The sequence below is a fragment of the Acinetobacter sp. YH12105 genome (assembly GCF_013419095.1).
GTDB lineage: Bacteria > Pseudomonadota > Gammaproteobacteria > Pseudomonadales > Moraxellaceae > Acinetobacter > Acinetobacter pseudolwoffii.
Genome location: NZ_VPAU01000005.1, coordinates 29881 through 48945 on the forward strand (window position 1 = coordinate 29881; position 19065 = coordinate 48945).

General features: G+C 47.6%; 12 protein-coding genes. 4 read left to right on the top strand and 8 right to left on the bottom strand.

Annotation, left to right across the window (positions count from 1 at the left end):
• The first annotated feature begins 288 nt into the window (after positions 1 to 288).
• Positions 289 to 2640 carry a Tex family protein gene (locus FTU44_RS05650; protein WP_180049783.1) on the top strand — a complete coding sequence of 784 codons (2352 nt, stop codon included), beginning with the start codon at positions 289 to 291 and terminating at the stop codon, positions 2638 to 2640.
• A gap of 54 nt (positions 2641 to 2694) precedes the next feature.
• Here the strand turns inward: FTU44_RS05650 and FTU44_RS05655 are convergent, their stop codons facing one another.
• The 7 genes from FTU44_RS05655 to FTU44_RS05685 form a co-directional block, all read right to left on the bottom strand.
• Entirely contained in the window at positions 2695 to 3012 is a 318-nt protein-coding gene (locus FTU44_RS05655; RefSeq protein ID WP_005095313.1) for a hypothetical protein, read from the bottom strand.
• Positions 3013 to 3072: 60 nt separating this feature from the next.
• The gene (locus FTU44_RS05660) at positions 3073 to 4152 is read right to left on the bottom strand and encodes a patatin-like phospholipase family protein (protein WP_180049785.1); all 1080 of its coding nucleotides are present in this window, start codon (positions 4150 to 4152) and stop codon (positions 3073 to 3075) included.
• Between the two features lie 90 nt (positions 4153 to 4242).
• A complete protein-coding gene (locus FTU44_RS05665) occupies positions 4243 to 4665 on the bottom strand; it encodes a hypothetical protein (RefSeq protein WP_180049786.1) in 423 nt (140 codons plus the stop codon).
• Between the two features lie 72 nt (positions 4666 to 4737).
• Positions 4738 to 6357: an AarF/ABC1/UbiB kinase family protein gene (locus FTU44_RS05670; protein WP_180049788.1), complete on the bottom strand. Its 1620-nt coding sequence runs from the start codon at positions 6355 to 6357 to the stop codon at positions 4738 to 4740.
• 12 nt (positions 6358 to 6369) lie between these two features.
• The gene (locus FTU44_RS05675; RefSeq protein ID WP_005095321.1) at positions 6370 to 7047 is read right to left on the bottom strand and encodes an SCP2 domain-containing protein; all 678 of its coding nucleotides are present in this window, start codon (positions 7045 to 7047) and stop codon (positions 6370 to 6372) included.
• Between the two features lie 12 nt (positions 7048 to 7059).
• Complete coding sequence (ubiE, locus tag FTU44_RS05680; protein ID WP_005095322.1) at positions 7060 to 8004, bottom strand: bifunctional demethylmenaquinone methyltransferase/2-methoxy-6-polyprenyl-1,4-benzoquinol methylase UbiE; 945 nt, start codon at positions 8002 to 8004, stop codon at positions 7060 to 7062.
• A 146-nt stretch (positions 8005 to 8150) separates the two neighbouring features.
• Positions 8151 to 8855, bottom strand: coding sequence for a hypothetical protein (locus tag FTU44_RS05685; protein ID WP_100329316.1), 705 nt, complete (start codon positions 8853 to 8855; stop codon positions 8151 to 8153).
• Positions 8856 to 9060: 205 nt separating this feature from the next.
• On the opposite strand from FTU44_RS05685, the gene FTU44_RS05690 reads away from it, so the two are divergent.
• Entirely contained in the window at positions 9061 to 10479 is a 1419-nt protein-coding gene (locus tag FTU44_RS05690) for a phosphate--AMP phosphotransferase (protein ID WP_180049876.1), read from the top strand.
• Between the two features lie 53 nt (positions 10480 to 10532).
• Here FTU44_RS05690 and FTU44_RS05695 read toward each other — a convergent pair whose 3' ends face one another.
• Positions 10533 to 11033, bottom strand: a complete 501-nt coding sequence (locus tag FTU44_RS05695) for a hypothetical protein (protein ID WP_180049790.1) — start codon at positions 11031 to 11033, stop codon at positions 10533 to 10535.
• A gap of 175 nt (positions 11034 to 11208) precedes the next feature.
• Between FTU44_RS05695 and FTU44_RS05700 the strand changes: the two genes are divergently transcribed.
• Together FTU44_RS05700 and FTU44_RS05705 are read left to right on the top strand one after the other, a co-directional pair.
• Positions 11209 to 14913 carry an exodeoxyribonuclease V subunit gamma gene (locus FTU44_RS05700; RefSeq protein ID WP_180049792.1) on the top strand — a complete coding sequence of 1235 codons (3705 nt, stop codon included), beginning with the start codon at positions 11209 to 11211 and terminating at the stop codon, positions 14911 to 14913.
• Between the two features lie 4 nt (positions 14914 to 14917).
• Positions 14918 to 19039 carry a UvrD-helicase domain-containing protein gene (locus FTU44_RS05705; RefSeq protein ID WP_180049794.1) on the top strand — a complete coding sequence of 1374 codons (4122 nt, stop codon included), beginning with the start codon at positions 14918 to 14920 and terminating at the stop codon, positions 19037 to 19039.
• The last annotated feature ends 26 nt before the right edge of the window (positions 19040 to 19065 follow it).

The following is a 19065-nucleotide window of genomic DNA, read 5'->3' on the forward strand; positions in this document are numbered from 1 at the left end:
TGCTTTGAGTATACGATTCATTGATATTAATTGACTATGCTCTAAAGCACCAAATATTGCAGTTAAAATCAAGACATAGATACCAAATATATACATCTAAATGGACAAAAAATATGATTTGGAGCAACATAAAAAGCAAAGTTCATGCAAACTATATTCAGAAAAGCTGAAAACTGTCGCACTTCATAATATAAAGTTGAGACAAATTAATAAAAACAATGGTGGATTTTATAGGCCCGGTCTTTATAATCATGCCATTTAGTACTTATCCTTGTGGGATCAAACACGATGACTGACTTAGTTCAGCAGTTGGCAAAAGAACTTGCCGTACGTCCAAACCAAGTTGAAGCTGCCATCAAGCTTATTGATGAAGGTGCCAGTGTTCCTTTTATTGCACGTTACCGTAAAGAAGTAACGCAAGGCTTAGACGATACGCAATTACGTCAACTCGATACGCGTCTATCATACTTGCGTGATTTGTATGAGCGCCGTGACAAGGTGATTGAATCACTCAAAGAACAAGATAAATTGTCTGATGATTTGTTGGCGCGCGTGAATGCAGCGGAAACCAAAAATGCATTGGAAGAAATTTACGCGCCGTACCGTCCAAAACGTACCAGCAAATCATTCAAGGCCAAAGAAGCCGGTTTAGGCCCGATTGCCGAGAAAATCTTTGCCGAAGCGGTAGATCCAGCAGAAGCGCTGGCCGGTTTCAGCCATGACGATTATCCAGATACTGAAAGCCAGCTTGATGCGATCCAGCACATCCTGATTGATGACTGGGCGCAAAATATTGCACTGACTACTGAACTAAAAGCCACTTTTGCCAAAACTGCAGTGCTGAAAAGTTTGGTTGCCAGTGATGAGAAAAAAGAAGTCGGTAAAAAATTCCGTGATTATTTCGATTTCTCTGAAAACTTGAATAAAGTGCCTTCACACCGTTTATTGGCGATGCTGCGTGGCCGTCAAGAAAACGTTCTGGGTTTAAAAGTAGAGGGTGAAGATGCCGCACCGCTGGCGCGTATTGAAACTGAATACAATTTAGAAACTGTTCAGCCACAAGCGCGTCAGGATTTCCTGAAGCAAACTGCAAAACTATTCTGGCTCGGTAAAGTTCGTCCAACGATCGAACATTCATTGCTGACTGAAAAACGTCTGGCTGCTGAAACAGAAGCGATGAACGTCTTTGCTGAAAACCTGCGTCATTTACTGCTTTCTGCACCTGCAGGCGCACGTACCACTTTGGGCGTGGACCCGGGTATCCGTACTGGTGTAAAACTGGCGGTGGTGAACGAGTCTGGTGATGTACTGGCACATAGCACGATTTATCCATTTGCGCCAAAAGACGATAAAGAAGGTTCACTGGCTGAGCTGGCGCGCTTATGCCGCGAGTTCAATGTTGACCTGATCGCGATTGGTAATGGTACTGCAAGCCGTGAAACTGAAGCTTTAGTTGCTGAAATGATGGCTGCGAACAGTGATCTGAAAATGACGCGTGTGTCTGTGTCTGAAGCCGGTGCATCGGTGTATTCAGCGTCGGAATTAGCTTCACAGGAACTTCCAGAGCTGGACGTGTCGATTCGTGGCGCGGTATCGATTGCACGTCGTTTGCAAGATCCATTGGCGGAACTGGTGAAAATCGATCCGAAATCGATTGGTGTGGGTCAGTATCAACATGACGTAAACCAGACCGGTCTGGCGAAAACCCTTGAAGCGGTCGTTGAAGACTGTGTGAACTCGGTGGGTGTGGATGTAAATACTGCATCAGCAGCGATTTTGGGTTATATCGCGGGTCTAAATAAATCAATTGCACAGCAAATTGTGGAATTCCGTAAGGAAAATGGTCGTTTTGACAATCGTCAGTCTTTGAAGAAAGTGCCACGTTTAGGCGAGCGTACTTTTGAGCAGGCTGCGGGCTTCTTGCGTATTCAAGATGGTACAGAACCACTAGATGCTTCTGCGGTTCACCCTGAGTCATATGATTTGGTGAGCAAAATTGTTGAAGCGAAAGCAACGACTGTAAAAGACATCATTGGCAATACTGAAATCATTCGCCAAGTGAATGCTGAAGAATTTGCAGACGAGAAATTCGGTCTGCCGACAATTCAAGACGTATTGGTTGAACTGGAAAAACCGGGCCGTGACCCGCGTCCAGAGTTCCGCACTGCTAAATTCCGTGATGACATTACTGAAGTTGCGCAATTGTCTGAAGGCATGCAACTGGAAGGTGTAGTCACCAACGTGACTAACTTCGGTGCATTTGTCGATGTCGGTGTACATCAAGACGGTTTGGTGCATATTTCTGAACTTGCCAATGAATTTGTCGCTGATCCGCATAAAGTGGTGAAACCGGGTCAAATCGTACAAGTACGTGTTTTGAATGTGGATGCTGAACGTAACCGTGTCAATCTGTCGATGCGTCCTGAAGGTTCTGAAGCGCCGGCAAAAGCACCACGTCAGCCACGTCGTGAGAATGAACAGCGCGGTGAGCGTAAGCCTCAAGGCAAACGTCCACAACAAGCACGTCCGCAAGGTGAGCGTCCTCAGGGCAAGAAACCGCAAGCGGCTAAACCACAAGAGCAAAAAATTGGTGGTTTGGGTGCGTTGCTACTTCAAGCAGGCATTAAAGGTTCAAAGTAATCTTTAATTGCTAAAAGAAAACCTCCCGATCGGGAGGTTTTTTATATGTGATTTTTATGAATTGATCATCGGTACAATCCAGCTGGTAATAATCAGCAAAATACCCAGATGCCCCATTTTTCGTGTCACATAGACCAGTTTCGACGGTGGCTGTTCCAGTCGTTTGGCATATTCTTCCATGGTAATGCCTGCTTTGGTTTTACTGCTAAATAAAAACACGCCCAAGTCAATACAGATCAGAATCGTACCAATATCAGCGACCAGCTCCATCAAGACAAAATCTTGGTTATACAGCGACATGCTCACGCTATAAGTCAGATAGACGGCAAAGGCCAGACACAGGTATTGCAGGACCACTAAAAACTTCTGCATAAATCTCAACAGTTCACAAAATGAAGGCAATTATACAAATAATCGGGCACTCTCGGTCAATTACAAGCCTTTCATGACCTCAGCAAAATTTTGCTTCTCGACCAGTTCCAGAAATTCATCGCCTAAACGCTGACTTTCAGCAATACAGGCTTTCCATAATTTGATCCGTTCTGCCTGATCTAGGCCCTTCAGGGTAAAATCCTTACGATCCGGTAAGCGGCCTGAAGGCAAACTTTGCAGATAGTCCTGCGATGGAGAAAGCAACAAGGTGCGTGCCTGATTTTCCGGATTTGAGGTACGTTTAAATAACTTGTCGAACCAGCCGGGAGTAATGCTGTCAGTAAAATGTGGATAGAGCACAATGCCTTTGCTCTGAAAGGGCAGGTCAATGTGATAGTCAATCAGGCCACCATCGCGGTAATAACCCTGCGGTGCGTCTGGAATATTGTTCACCGCTGCCATTACCCCGGGAATCGACGCCGAGGCCATCAGCCAGGACAATACACTCTGCTCGGTCAGGGCATGATAATGTGTAGTAAATCCATCTTCCGCGATTTGAAATTGTTCCCCCATATTCGGCTGGCTAATCACACGCTGCATAAAATGACGGCTGTGTTTACGTGCGACAGCAGTCGTTCCGACAATTCCGGCTACAGAAGCCAGCAAAGGCAGCGCTTTGTCACTCTGGAAAATGTGCTTGGCTTTAATTGAAATCACAGCGAGATGATAATCCGGATGATTGACCAGATCATTTTCCTTGCCTTGTACCAGGTCGAGTAGCATGCCGCGGCAAACTTCGCTGACCTCCTGGCGGGTCATTTTTTTATGGAAATAAAGGTTGGTATACAGCTCAGCTAAACGCTCGGTTCCCTGTTGAGCCCCATGTGCAGCCATACTGGCAAAACGCCAGCTACCAATCGAGGAACCAACGAGAGTACGCCGTTGTGGGGCACGTGGGAAAAACTCGCCAAAAATCGCCTGATCCAGACCCTGAATCCCGATTCCTTTTGGGCCACCCGCAGCACCGGGGATAATATCGACCTGTTCAGGTTGTAATCCTTGTTGCAGAATCAGCTCACGTGCCAGATGGCCAGCACGAATCGTCAGCGCAGGCGCCCGTTTTTGTAAAATCTGTACCATGATTCAACCCATACCAGCCAAGTGTGTGCTTATTTTAATCGATGCGTCTTTAGACCCAATGGCAAGATATGTCCTAAGGTGACTTGAGAGTCATGGCATCGGGTTGATGTAAGTGTGCATGAGTTCTTTATTGCGTAAATTTAAAAAAGGTAGATTAAATGAAATAATCAAAAGCATGGTTATAGGATAGCTTGGCCAGTAAAAAGCATGAATTAGAAAGAAACTACCTGCAAGACCTATCCATATTTTTAAAGCTAGTATTAGCTGTGTTTGTCGTAGACAGAATAGAAATAACAACGGAAGCAGGTTAAAGCTGACAATGAGCCAGAAATAGTCACTATGAATCAGGCGGTAGAATGTGGTATTGGCAGCAGGGGACCATGCAAGCCAATGGGCTGTTTGGTTGATATAGAAAAAAATATCTATCCATGTTGGGAAGCTGTAAAGTAGTGCAGTGAGAAAGGTTTTTTGTCTATTCTGGCGATACAGTGCGCATAAAAAACTATATTTCATTTGGATATTCTTGTTTTATTTTTTCAATAATTTAAGCATAAAAAAGCCTGACGAATCAGGCTATTTAAAAAATTATTTCGAAATTCGCCAGACTGCCAGAACGCTCACCAGCACAATCAGAAGCACCGACACAAACCATGGTGAAATAATCGCAATCGACAGCAGAATGGCCATGATACTGCCAAACATCCAGCTACGTTTTTGCTGAAGTTCCATTTGCAGGCGCATGCTTTGCAGTTCATTGAGCTGTTTGGCATGCCAGGCTGACTGGTTTTTCAGACCGTTCAGGCTATCAATTATCAAGGTTGGTAGATCCTGTGCCCCTAATAGCAGATCCGGAATTTTTTGTCCCAGTTCTTTCAGGTTTTTCTGCGGATTCATTTGTGCCTTGATCCAGTCGGTCAGGATCGGTTTGGCCAGACTCCAGATATCCAGTTCCGGATACAGGTCGGTTCCCAAGCCTTCGACATGCACTAGTGTTTTGAGTAGCAGCATCAGTTGCGGTGGAATTTCCAGATGGAAACGACGGGCAATGTCCATCACTTCAATCAAAATACCGGCAAAATCCAGCTCATGCATTGGTTTAGAGACCATCGGCCCGACACTGCGGCGCATTTCACGAGCCAAAGCATCCTGATCGGTACCCGGTGGAATCCAGCCAGCTTGATGCACCACCTGAATCAGTTGCATGAAGTCGCTGTTCATGACCGCCAGCAGCATGCGTGCTACGGTCATCTGGTCGTGTTTGGACAGCTCACCCATAATCGCGCAGTCCAGCGCAATAAAGCGCGGATTGCTCGGATTGATGGTTTCGACAAAGACATTGCCCGGATGCATGTCGGCATGGAAAAAGTTATCGCGAAAGACCTGGGTAAAGAAAATAGTCAGGCCTTTACGTGCCAGATCAGCACGATCCATGCCGAGTCGGTCAAAGGTCGCGATATCTGAAATTGGCACTCCGGTAATGCGCTCGGCCACCAGCACATCTTTGCTGTCCATATACACTTCCGGCACGTACATCATGCTGGAGCCGGTAAAGTGATGGCGCATACGGCGGGTATTGTCCGCTTCCAGGGTCAGGTCCAGTTCATTCAAAATGATCTGACGATAATCCTGAATAATTTCAGACAAATGTAAAGCACGTGCAGCTTCGAGACGTTTTTCCAAAAAGTCCCCCAGCCATTGCAGAATTTCAAAATCCTGCAAAATCTGCTGGCGAATATTCGGACGGGTCACCTTGACCACCACTTCACGACCATCGTGCAGGGCTGCGGTATGCACCTGTGCAATCGAGGCTGCTGCGAGTGGTTGCACATCAAAACGGGCAAACAGGGTATTTACATCGGCTTTCAGCGATTCCTGAATGCGCATCCGCGCCACGTCATTGTCAAAGGGCTTGACCTGATCTTGCAGCAAAACCAGTTGCTGTAACAGTTCAGGTGCAATCAGGTCGCGACGAGTGGAGAGCAGCTGGCCCATTTTGATGGCCAGCGGTCCCATTTCCTCTAGCGCCAGTTTCAGCTTGAGTGGATTCTTACGTTCACGACTGGACCAGGCGGCCGGATGCATACGGATCAAAGACAGAATATGCCGGGCCTTTTCTGGTAATTCTTCCGCAGGAAACAACGTATCGAGTCGATAGTGCGCGGCGATGCGCCAAAGTTCGAGTAAACGTGAAACATGCGGAATCATAAAGCAGCGTACCTAGTCTTGAGTAGAATTGTTTGAGGTATCGATCTGGGCCTGAAGCTGCTGGATTTTCGCTTCAACCCGATCTAAATTTTGATTCAGGATACGGGTGTCCTGATTCAGGTCATCCATTTGCCAGCGTGGGGCAAACAGACCACTGTCTTCTTTTAAGGCATCTTCGGCAAAGAATAGCTGACTTTGCAGGGTACGTTTCAGCTGTTTGGGTAATAGCTGAAATTTACCAATTTCATGTGCCAGTGCCGGGCCAATCCAGGGACTTAAGTGCGCCGCCAGATCCAGCTCTGCCTGTTGCATGATGCGCTGGATTTCCTGCAATAACTTGTAGTCACCTTGTAGGGGAATATTGCCGACTTCATCGGACAGCAGCAGCTTGAGTAATTCCACCACATTGCTGACCTGCAAGGTTGCAGTCGCTTCGGTGACTGTAGATGAGCCAGCATCAAATGGACGCTGTTCAAAGATTGAAGATGCTTCACTATGACCAGTCGCGGTCGGCTCCAGACGAAGCTTGTCTTTATCAAAAAACACATCGACCGAAAGCTGCGGCGAAGCAATCACCACCCGCAGCATTTTACCAGACAAAGCATTTAGCTGGATGCGGGTAATCGCATCCAGATCAATCACATGGTGAATCACGCGTTCAACAGCACCGAGTGCCAGAATTGACCACATAGGGAGTGAACCTTAAAGTTTAAAACCGCGGTGAACTGCAACAATCCCGCCAGTCAGGTTGTGATAGTCACAATTCTGGAAGCCGGCATTTTCCATCATGCCTTTTAAGGTGCGCTGGTCTGGATGCATACGAATCGATTCAGCCAGATATTTATAGCTTTCAGAATCATTGGCAATGATTTTACCCATGATTGGCAAGGCTGTGAATGAGTACAGATCGTAAAGCTTAGAGAATGGCTCAAACACCGGTTTAGAGAATTCCAGCACCAGTAAACGACCACCTGGCTTGAGTACGCGATACATCGATGCAAGTGCGGCATCTTTATCAGTCACGTTACGCAGACCGAAAGAAATCGTCAAAAGATCAAAACTGTTGTCTGCAAATGGTTCTAAGGTTTCAGCATTGGCCAGTACGAAATCGACATTGGTACAGCCGGCATCGATCAGACGGTCACGACCGACATTCAGCATCGATTCGTTAATATCAGACAGCACCACATGACCGGTCGGGCCCACTTCACGGCTAAACACTTTGGCCAGGTCACCGGTACCGCCGGCAATATCCAGCACCTGCTGGCCACGGCGTACACCGGACATATTGATTGCAAAACGTTTCCACAGACGGTGAATCCCGAAAGACATCAGGTCATTCATGATGTCGTATTTGCTGGCCACCGAATGGAACACTTCAGCCACTTTCTGGGCCTTTTCTTCGCTGTTTACGGTTTGATAACCAAAATGTGTGGTTGAACCCACGTTGCCGGTATTGGCACCGCGTGGCAGGTTATATTTCGGCACCGAGCCTGTGACCGGCGTATCAGTCAGGCGTTGTTCGAGGGATTGTTGCTGACCTTGCGGCGTACCTTGTGGAAGAGGTTCAGTTAAGAATGGGCTCACTTTGTCTGTCTGTTGTGCCGACTCAGGGGTAGGGGTAGGCGTTGTATTTTCATTCGACATTGGAGTCACTCCTAACATATCAATCGGGTTAATCTTGCATTCTCTGCATCATGACAGATTCTAAAGGCTTATTCAGCAATCATGATGCAATTGTTATGAATAATATACAGAAAAATGTGTGCTTGGCAGAAATACTGCGCTGCTATTTATTGAAATGGCAACGCATCGCCAGAATGCACTTTCTCAATAATCTGGCGTTCGGTTGCGGTAAATTCACGGACAAATTTTTCTGCCGATTTCAGCGGCTTCATGGCCAGGAAACCATCCTGCATAAACGCATACATCACTTGAAAGTTATATTTATTGGCCGCGCCTTTACACATCTTGAAGGCCGCATAGACCACAAAGGAGCGCATGTATTTATCCAGACTCATACCGAGCTGATCCAGCAAGGCCAGTTGTTTTAACCGTGCCTGACCCTGATCCAGTTTGAGATAGGTCAGGCGCATCATCTCATCGGTCAGTGTTTCATGCGGATGATAATCCTGTAATAACTGAATCGCGACCTGCTCATCCAGCTGTACCGCTAGAATCGCCAGTTCTACACCCAATGTCCCGGTTTTGATGGCATTTTCAGGAATCACTTTTTCTGCTTTATGGGCATATTTCATCAGCCGGGCAATCTGTGCTGCCAGTGCATCAAATTCGGCACCACCATAGAGACGGTTCAGGAAATATTCGGCCATCAACTGATTGGGTTTTTCCGCAAAATGCGCGCGATGAGTTCGCTGCATGCGAACTTTCTGCCAGGCCTGTACATCCTGTAAACGGCTCAGAATGTCCGGTTGGGTATGATAGCTCAGCTGATAATAATGCGCTAACAGATCATCGAGAACGGCAAGTTTGGACATGAGATTTCAATTATAGTTTGAGAATGCAAGAATCTTAGAGGCTGCCGGGCAATCCTGCTATGACAAATTGAACAGAGATCGGGCATTTGTCTGTCAATCTGTTGTTTAAATAGCCAATTTAATCGTGTGAAAAACGTTGCCAGAGCTATTTTTGCGCCAAAACTCATCGTTATACTGCAAACAGAATAAAACATCAGGGTTGAAGATACGCATGGAACAACCACAATTTCAGTTAATGGATGAAGATCAGTTATCGGTCGAGCTGATTGATGCTCAATATGATTTAAAAAAAACACGCGGCCAGAAAAATGCCAAAAGCCTGTTGATTCTGGTCAACGGGATTGAGCTGGCCGGTAAGGGTGAAGCGGTCAAGCAACTGCGTGAATGGGTCGATCCGCGCTATTTGCGCGTGAAAGCAGATGCACCGCAAGTGGCCGGGCCTAAACAGACTTTGTGGCAGCCTTATGCGCGCTTTATTCCGGCCGAAGGACAGATCATGGTCTTGTTTGGCAACTGGTACAGCGACCTGCTGAGCAGGGCTATGCAAGCTTCAGATCCGATCACTAATGCACAGTTCAATCATTATCTGCAAGAGATGCAAGCCTTTGAACGGGACCTGAAAAATAATCATGTCGATGTGGTCAAGGTCTGGTTTGACCTGTCCTGGAAAGCCCTGCAAAAACGGCTGGATGCCATGGATCCGAGTGAAGCGCACTGGCATCAGCTGCATGGTCTGGACTGGCGCAACAGAAAACAGTACGACACCTTGCAGCGCTTGCGTCAGCATTTTACCGAAGACTGGTTCATTATTGAGGGTGAAGATGAACAGCAGCGTGACCAGCAATTTGCCCAGCATATTCTGGGTGCTCTCAAGCATTGCCCCAATCATCCGGCCAGAGCCAGTGGACGATGGAAACAGGCCAAGATTCCCGAACTGTTAAAACATCCTGCCGAAACTCGAGCCAAGGCAGAGGATTACAAGCCGGAGCTGAAAAAATTAACGGCTAAGGTGGCCAAGGCGATGCGGTCCGATCCGCGGAATGTGGTGATTCTGTTTGAGGGCATGGATGCGGCTGGAAAGGGCGGCGCGATCAAGCGCATTGTGAAAAAACTGGATCCGCGTGAATATGAAATTCATACCATTGCCGCACCAGAGAAATATGAGCTGAGCCGTCCCTATTTATGGCGCTTCTGGACCAAACTGCAAAGCGATGATGATATCTGTATTTTTGACCGTTCCTGGTATGGGCGGGTACTGGTAGAGCGGATAGAAGGTTTTGCTAGTGCCGCAGAATGGCAACGTGCGTATGCGGAAATTAACCGTTTTGAGCAAAGTCTGGTCAAGCATCAAACCGTGGTGATCAAGCTGTGGCTGGCCATTTCCAAAGATGAACAGGCTGCACGTTTCAAGGCACGCGAAGATACACCGCATAAGCGTTTTAAAATTACTGAAGAAGACTGGCGTAACCGGGAACGTTGGGAGGATTATCTGAAAGCGGCAGCCGACATGTTTGAACGTAGCTCGACCGATTATGCACCTTGGCATATCATTGCGACCGATGATAAAAATACCGCACGGGTCGAGGTGTTAAAGGCCATTTTAAAACAGCTTCAGGCAGAATAATCTGCCTGAAGTAGCACGGGCTCAGCTGTTTAAAATATTGAGCTCAAATGTGCTTAACCTTGAGCGATCTGTTTTTGCTGGATATTTTTAGCCGCACGGTAGCATTCCTCGACATGAGCTTCGGCAATTTTTTTCATGACAAAATAGCCCAGACTGGCGGCAATCAATTGACCACCCAGGGGAATGAATTTTGTCACTTGCTTTGTGATCACTTTCGCTGCAACATTGTTCAAAGATTTTTTGACGGCAGTTCGCGCGACCACCAGACCAGAAAATTCTACGCCGCGTTTACGCAGCTCATTCCAGTGCACCTGACGGGTTTTTGGATCATAGACACTGATCTGATCAGGCGCCAGTCCGAAGCGGGCATTGATCTCGGGAATCAATTGCGACAAGATGCCGATGTCAATGACGACATCCATAAACGGCACTGGAATAATGGCGGCACCCGCAGAATAGTAGGCACGTTTTTTGGTGAGTTCCAGGCACTCGGCACGAATTTGTTCCAAATCTAAGCTTGGATCGATACGTTCAGGAATTTTATCTAATTTCATGGGCACTACCTAAGCTCTATGTTGTTTTTTTCTATGCAAGCATCATTAAGATGCTTTTTTCAAAGAAATTTTTCGACTGAAGTGTGGTTTTAAAGTGTCATACAGCGCTCGAGATGTATAGTAACTAATCTTTATCATTTTGTAGTAAAACTAGTTCAGCAGTTCAGGGGAAACGATGGCAATCCATGTTATTCAGAGTCAACGCATTGATGTGCTTTTGGATAGTATGCTGCGTATTGTCAATCAAACTGCCCGGCATCCGTTTGAAGTGTTACAGCCCCGGCATTTTATTGTGCCGTCTCCGGCCGTAGAAAGCTGGTTGACTCAAAAAATTGCCGAGAAGAAAGGCATCAGTGCCAATAGCCAGTTCCATCACCGAATTCGTGCGTTTCAGTGGACGTCTTATCAGTGGGTGCTGAATGCGCCTAAAGAAGTCGAACAGGTTCGAGAAGCCAATATTCCGCGTATTATCATCAAATGGCGCGTGTTTCAGGCACTGCGCAAATGTATTCTGCCAGAACAGATTCCCTTAGACGTCGATCATCCGCTGTATTCAATTGTAAAGCGGATTTACGACAGTGCCGACCGGCTGGAGCAGGGCACGGAAAAACAGCTGAAAAAACAGAGCATGCTGTACTGGGTGGCCGAGCAGGTATCGCGCCTGTTCAGCCATTATATGGATTATCGCGGTTATTGTGCACGTAACTGTCCACCGCAAAGCTGCAGCTGCCCGACCAACTGGCTAGAGGCCTGGGGACAAGATATTGCGCTGGATATCGAGCAGATGATTTATAGTCCCAAAGATGAAAATGGTCACGAAATGCAGGTGGCCGATTTCGTCAAAATTCAGGCGCGTGAGCTGGAAGCCTGGCAACGCTGGTTGTGGCAGCATGTATTTCAGGAGGATTATGCCAAAATTCTGGAGATTGAGCGCCTGTATTGGGAACGGCTGGAGAATCCGGAAACACGAAGCGAAGCCCTGAAACGCTTGCCGGCACAGATAGTGGTATTTAGCCTGCTGGAACTTCCGCCCAGCCAGCTGGACTTTTTACGCCGGCTGGGGCAATACATAGACATTTATATCTTTCATTTTAACCCCTCGCAGGAATACTGGGCCGACAGTGTCGATCCGGACTGGAAAGCCAGATTTGATTTGCAGCGGGAAGAGCGCTTTATTCAGCGTTTTGAAAAAACCCGTCAACGTAAACCGAATGATGCAGAAATAAAAGATTTCAGGATCAAGCAGCTGAATTTTAATGCCGAAGACCGGGAATCGCGGCATCCGCTGTTGACCCGATTTGGCAAGCAGGCACGTGATCATTTCTCTTTACTCTCTAAACTGTCTTCAGGGGAAGAAGGTCTCTGGGCCGATGTCTTTGTCGATGACTATCAGGATAAATTACTGGCAAAAATCCAGTCAGATATTTTATATTTACTCGAACCTGAACAGCATCAATATGCTTTAAATCCGGCCGATGATTCGGTGCAGATTCATGTCTGTCATTCCTCGTTGCGTCAGCTGGAAGTACTCAAAGAACAGCTGATTCACTGGCTGGCACAAGGTACGGAACAGCAGCCACGGCAACCGAGCGACATTCTGGTGCTGAGTCCGAATCTGAAAGAACTGGAACCGGCGATTCGCAGTGTCTTTGCCCCGCCGCCACGTGAGCGTGAGATCGGCAGCCAACGGTTGCAGAAAGATAACCTGTATTTACCGATCCAGATTGCCGGGGTGTCGCGTCTGGATGTTAGCAATGCCTGGCGCGCGGTACTGGGCCGGATCCAGTGGGTACGTCGCCGTTTCAGTATTGAGGACTTTGCCGACTGGCTCAGCCTGAATGCCACCCAGCAACGTTATGCTTTGGACTATAGTCAGGTAGAACGGATGTTGCAGTTGCTGACGGAGGCTGGCTTCAAGCGCGGTCTGGACCAGCAGCATTTACAGCAAAGCCTGAGCGCAGGCGATGATGATTACCGTTTTAGTTTTAAATTCGCGCTAGACCGTCTGGCTTTGGGCCTGGCCATTCCTGAACATACAATGTTTGAGGATACCTTGAGTTATGCCAAGGTTCTGACCAGTGATTTCCCGTTGATTTCAACCCTGATCCAGATTTATCAGGATCTGGTGCAGCGCCGTGACTGGCTGACTTTGCATGAGACCGGACAGCGCACACCGGTGAAAACCTGGCTGGAATATTTGCGGGCTGACCTGAATGAATTTCGTGATGCCGGGGTGGAATCGCTCAAAACTGTGGCCGAGATTATCGACAAGCAGATGCGGATGCTGACCCTGGCCGATTATCATGAGCAGGATGATTCACATGCCAGTCAGGAGCTGGTGGCACTGAGTTTGCCTTTGCCTTATGTGCTGGAAGAAATTCAGAATACGCTAGAAATGCAGCTGGATCAGGCCGAACCAACCGGACAGATCACTTTTAGCCAGATTGGCCAGATCCGGCCACTCCCTTATCAGCTGGTGGTGATGCTGAATCTGGATAGCGGTAAGTTTCCGAGCCGGAATCAGCAGGTGCCGTTTGATCTGATGCGCAGCCTGAAGCCGCAACTCGGCGATCGTTCGCGTCTGGATGATGAGCAGGGTGCTTTTCTGGATGCCTTACTATTGGCGCAGGATAATTTATGGCTGTTTTATAATGGCTTTGATCTGGACGATGGCGAGGCCCGAGATCCATCCACTGCCTTGCAGGAACTGATTCAGCATATCGCATTCATCTGTCAGTCGGAACAGCCGGATGCCGAAGTCGATCCTGTGGTGGAAATCAATGGTCTGTCAGTGGCTAAACATATCCAGCAGCTTTATCATGTACATCCCTTGCAGCCTTTTGATCCGGCCGGATTTGCAGGTGCGCAAACACCACGTTATCGGGATCAGTGGTTTGCGGTGGCAGAATATATCCGCAGCGCCGAAGGCAAGCGCAGCAGCTGGATCAATGCGCATTATCCGGCAGTTGAACAAAAAGAACTGCGGGTGCTGAAAGGCGATGAGTGGATTCGGGACATGATTTTCCCGGCACGTTTATTTCTGAAAAGTGTCGGAATTTCCACAATTCGCTATGCAGATTTGCCGAGTTCCCGTGAGCCCTTGTTATTAAACAAGCTGGAACAATATCAGGTGCGGGATTTTCTATTACAACAAGATCAGCAGATTGAGCCGAGCTTGATGCTAGACCGTTTGCCAGTAGGCAAAACCCAGCAAGCCACCTGGCTCAGCAGTCAGCAGGAACAGCAGTTGTTGCAAGAACGTTTGCTACAGCTCGGCAAAGAACTGACGCCGGTGACCCAGCAATCCCTGCAATTTAGTCCTGAACTGATCATTCATATTAACGTGCCTCAGGTTTCATACAGCAGTTACTGGTTAAGTCTGCAATCCTCTTCGGCCTCGGAAAAACGCCGTGCCCAGATCTGGCTGGAATATCTGTTATGGCTGGCTTACTTAAATGATGATGCACGCTCACCAGAACTGGAACGTATTGTGATTTTCAGTAATAAGACCCTGAAATTTTCCGGCTTGAGTTCAACTAAAGCGCGAGAATATTTACAGTTCTGGTTCAAAGCCTGGGAAATTGGTCAACAGCAGCCGCTGGTGTTGCCAGCGGAATTGTTGATGAAAAAAGAGTGGCAGTGGGCCGAAAATGAACAGGGCAAAATGACCATTGTGGAAATGCCGGAACTGCTAAAAGCCTGGAATAATAGCTATGAAAGTGCCAAGCCTTTGGCTTCGGATGAATCCAGCCTGTTGCATCAGGACTGGCAGTTTATTTTGCAGGATCAGGACCCGGATCTGGCCTTGCAGCGCTGCTGTCATGATTTCGCCCATGCTCTGTATGCGCCGATTCACCAACATCTGGAATGGGTGAAATAGCAATATGACCGTGTTAAAGCAGCAGATGCAAAAAGCCATTTCTACCAATCCGATTCAGGACATGACGTTCCGGGGCTTACACTGGATTGAGGCCTCGGCAGGCACCGGCAAGACCTATACTTTATCCAGTTTGATGGTGCGGATTTTTCTGGATCAGTATTATCCGCATCAGGTGATTGCAACCACCTTCACCCGCAAGGCAACGGCCGAACTGAAAAACCGGGTACGGCTGCGGGTCGAAGAAACTTTGGCCTATATCCAGCGTCATCAGCAGCTCAATTCTGTGGAAATTGCAGCGAAGATTCAGAGCGAAACTGATCCTTTATTTCAGCAGGTATTGAAAGATTATGGCACACGGATGGACTATGCCCGTCGCCGCTTGCGTCTGGTACTGAACCAGCTGGATGAACTGTTTGTCGGGACGCTGGACAGCTTTAGCCAGAAACTGTTACGTGAATTTGCTTTTGAAAGTGGCAAGATTGAACGTGCTGAACTGACCGAAGATCAGGATTTATATATCCAGCAACTGATTCATGATGTGCTGCGTGACTGGATTCAGCAGCAGCCACAATATATGGTCAATCATTTGTATGTGCAGAATCTGCTGAAACCGGTCGAGCATTATACCGGGCTGGTTCGGGATGCTCTGAATTTTAGCAAGCAGCAATTCCAGAAGGTCGAGCCGGCTGAATGTGATCTAGGTAAATTAGAAGCCTGTATTACCCAATTATTGAATATTCATGAGCATGATCTCGAAGTCATGCGGCGCTATTGTCAGGAAAGTCCAAAGTATTTTCACAAGAGTTTTTTGACCAAGTTAACCGACGTTTGTGAAAACTTTATGACCTGGAGCGCAGCCCTAAAAACTCAGGGTGGCATGAGTTTCTTTGATGCAGAATTGCAACCGATTTTACTGAATCTGTGCCATTTACGCCGTAAAAAAACTGATTTCCAGCCGACCACTCAGGTTTTTAACAAGAGCTGTCCGGAAGCGGAGCAGCAGCTGATTTTGCAACACAGCCTGATTGTGGCAATTGATGCACTGTGTGAGGTCAAACAGGATCTGGATGAGCAGTTGAAGCAGCTCACGACCTATCTGGAATTTCATATTATTCAAAGTGTGCAAACTCGTTTGCCGCAAACCCTGCAACAGCAGGGTGAAACGACTTTTTCCCAGCAAATCCGCACACTGGCAGAAGCACTGCAAGGACAACAAGGCCAGCGCTTTGCCCAGTTTGTACAGGCACGTTATCCGCTGATTCTGGTGGATGAATTTCAGGACACCAATCAGGATCAGGATGACCTGCTGGCCAAGATCTGGCGGGATGCCAGCCGGGTTCAATCCGGCTGCATGATTATGGTCGGCGATCCGAAACAGGCGATTTATGGTTTCCGTGGTGGCGACATGCTGACCTATAACAAGGCACATGCTGACGTGCGGCAGAAGCAGGGCCGCGAATATACCCTGATGCAGAACCATCGTTCGGTCAAAGCGCTGGTCGAAGTGGTCGATGCTTTATTTCAATGCCAGATGGATTTTGGTGAACAGGTGCAGTACACCCTGATTCAGGCCGGTAGTCGGCCACATCCGGATCTCATCGATAGCGCTGTCTGCAATCCGCAGCCCTTACGCTGGATTCAGTTGGGTGAGTCGGATGTAGAAGCCGATCAGGTGGCCTGGAAAATCCGTGCACTCCTCAATCAGTCTGCTCAACAGCAGTTATATTTTCAGCAGCAGAACAGTATTCAAAGCCTGAAAGCCGATGATATTGCAGTGCTGGGGTTTGGACATTTTGCCCTTGAGCAGGTCAAGCAGCGCCTACAGCGTATGGGTATTCCTTGTTATAAAGAGTCCAAACAAAGTGTTTTTGCCAGTGCTATTGCGCAGGATGTCGCGGCCGTCTTGACTGCAATCATGGATCCTTTTAATGAATCCAAGGTCAAACGTGCCTTACTGACCCGCCTGCTGGGTTTCAACCTGAAAAAACTGATTGAGTTACAGGCGCAGAGTGAAGGGCTCAGTCGCTATATTGCCGATCTGGATGCAATTCGGGAAATGTGGTTCGAAAAAGGTTTTCTCACGGCATGGAATTATGCCTTAAACCTGTTTCAGGTCTGGACTCATCTGGTGGCCAGTCAAAGTCTGGACAATGAACGGGTGGTGGTGAATCTGCGTCATCTGACCGAAATTCTGAGCCAGCAAAGCGAATATTATCAGGGTGCCCAAAAACTCTATCACTGGTATTTGCGTCAGTTACAGTCCCCTTCAGGCAAAGACAGTGAAAAAGAACGCAAGCTGTCTGGTGATCATGGGGTACAGCTGATGACCATCCATGCCTCTAAAGGGCTGGAATTTAAAGTGGTATTTTTATTGGGCGCAGATGCTGCTTTTGATGTAAATAAAGGCAACTTGAACTTTTCATTAAGTGGCACACTGTCTGAAAGTATTTTAGAACAATCCCGGGTGATTGCAGTCAATCATAAGCATTTGCACGAGCAGGCGATTTTACAGAATGCAGCGCGTAATGCAGCGGAAAATCACCGGCTTTGGTATGTGGCGCTGACCCGTGCCAGTCATCGGGTGTATGCCATGTTACAAGACCACGCTGCACAATCCGATTCGGGCTTGGCGTTCTGGCGTGGCCAGGGCGATGCCATCTTCGAACATGCTTTATCTCTGGTCGAGCAGCCGCTGTCTCAGGAACCGGCACGTCTGGTCGAGCAGTCACACCATCATAAGATCGACATGCTGGCGCAACCTTTGCCAGAGCGACAGTTCTATCCACGCACCAAAACCAGTTTTACCGCATTGTCGCAACACCAGTCACATGCGCCAGTTTTGCAGGATGATCTGGTCAATGCACAGGAACACCCGGATAGTGCAGCGGATGAAATCAATCTGAATGCTTTAGCAGATCAGCCGGCTGTCACACCGCTAGACTGGATCAAGCTGAATTTCCCCAAAGGTACGGTGGCCGGGACTTTCTTGCACAGTATTTTTGAACATATCAATTTTCAGGATAGCAGTTACTGGAATCTGGAAATTCGCCGTCGTTTTAAAAATACTGCACCGCAAATCTGGCAAGAACTGAAAGAAAAATTTGAACAGGCCTTCCAGTTGCGTACTGTGCTGGAGCAGACCTTTGCGCCGCATTATCAGGCCGCAGCGGTGAATCTGCGTACCCTGTTTCAAGCCGCAGCGCAGGCAAATTTCAAAGCAGATGAGTTGCAACAGAGTATACAACGCGTTTTGTCCAGCCTGAACTATAAATTGCTGAGTGGCATTCGCCTGCATGATCAGAGCGAAGCTTATCGTCAACAATGGCGACAGTTATTTCAATCGGCACAGCAAGACCGATCAGCCTTGGTGGTTTTTTTAAGCCAGTTTGAGCGTTATTTCACCGAGCTGGATGATGACAGCTTTGTCCTGTTTTTTGAACAGGAAATGGCCCAGATTGCACACCTTGCAAGTCCTGAACAGCTCAATGTCGAAAGCATATTCCAGACTGCTTTAGATGGATTGCTTGATGAAATTAGGGAAGATATTTTACTCAATCTGATGCATGACTGGGTGCATGATATTCTGGTCACTCCGATTCAGGCAGATTTTGTTTTGGCACAACTGGGTGATCAACAGTATCTGTCAGAGTTCCCTTTCTATCTGTCACTCACCGATGCGCCTTTGCAGATCCGACAAATTCATCAGCTCTTTGTTGAACATGACATTGTCATGAGCGATTTTAATGAAGCCAAATCGGCACGTTATCTGACCGGTTCCATCGATCTGGTGTATTTCGATGGCCAGCGCTACCATATTGCCGATTATAAAAGTAACTTTCTCGGCCCAGATCAACAGCATTATACCGCTGAGGCTATTCAGCAGAATATGAGCCAGTCCAGTTACTGGTTGCAGGCAGCCTTGTATCTGGTGGCCCTGCATCGTTATCTGAACGCAAATATGCAGGCGTATTCAATGCAGCAGCATCTGGGCGGCGCAAGCTATTTATATTTACGCGGTATGCACGGGCAGATGGAACAAGGTGTATATCACTGGCAACCAGACATCGAATTCGTTGAAAAACTGGATCAGATTTTGGGCTATTTTGAGCAGAAAAAAACAGCATAATTTTGCTGCCTGATAAAATATATAGA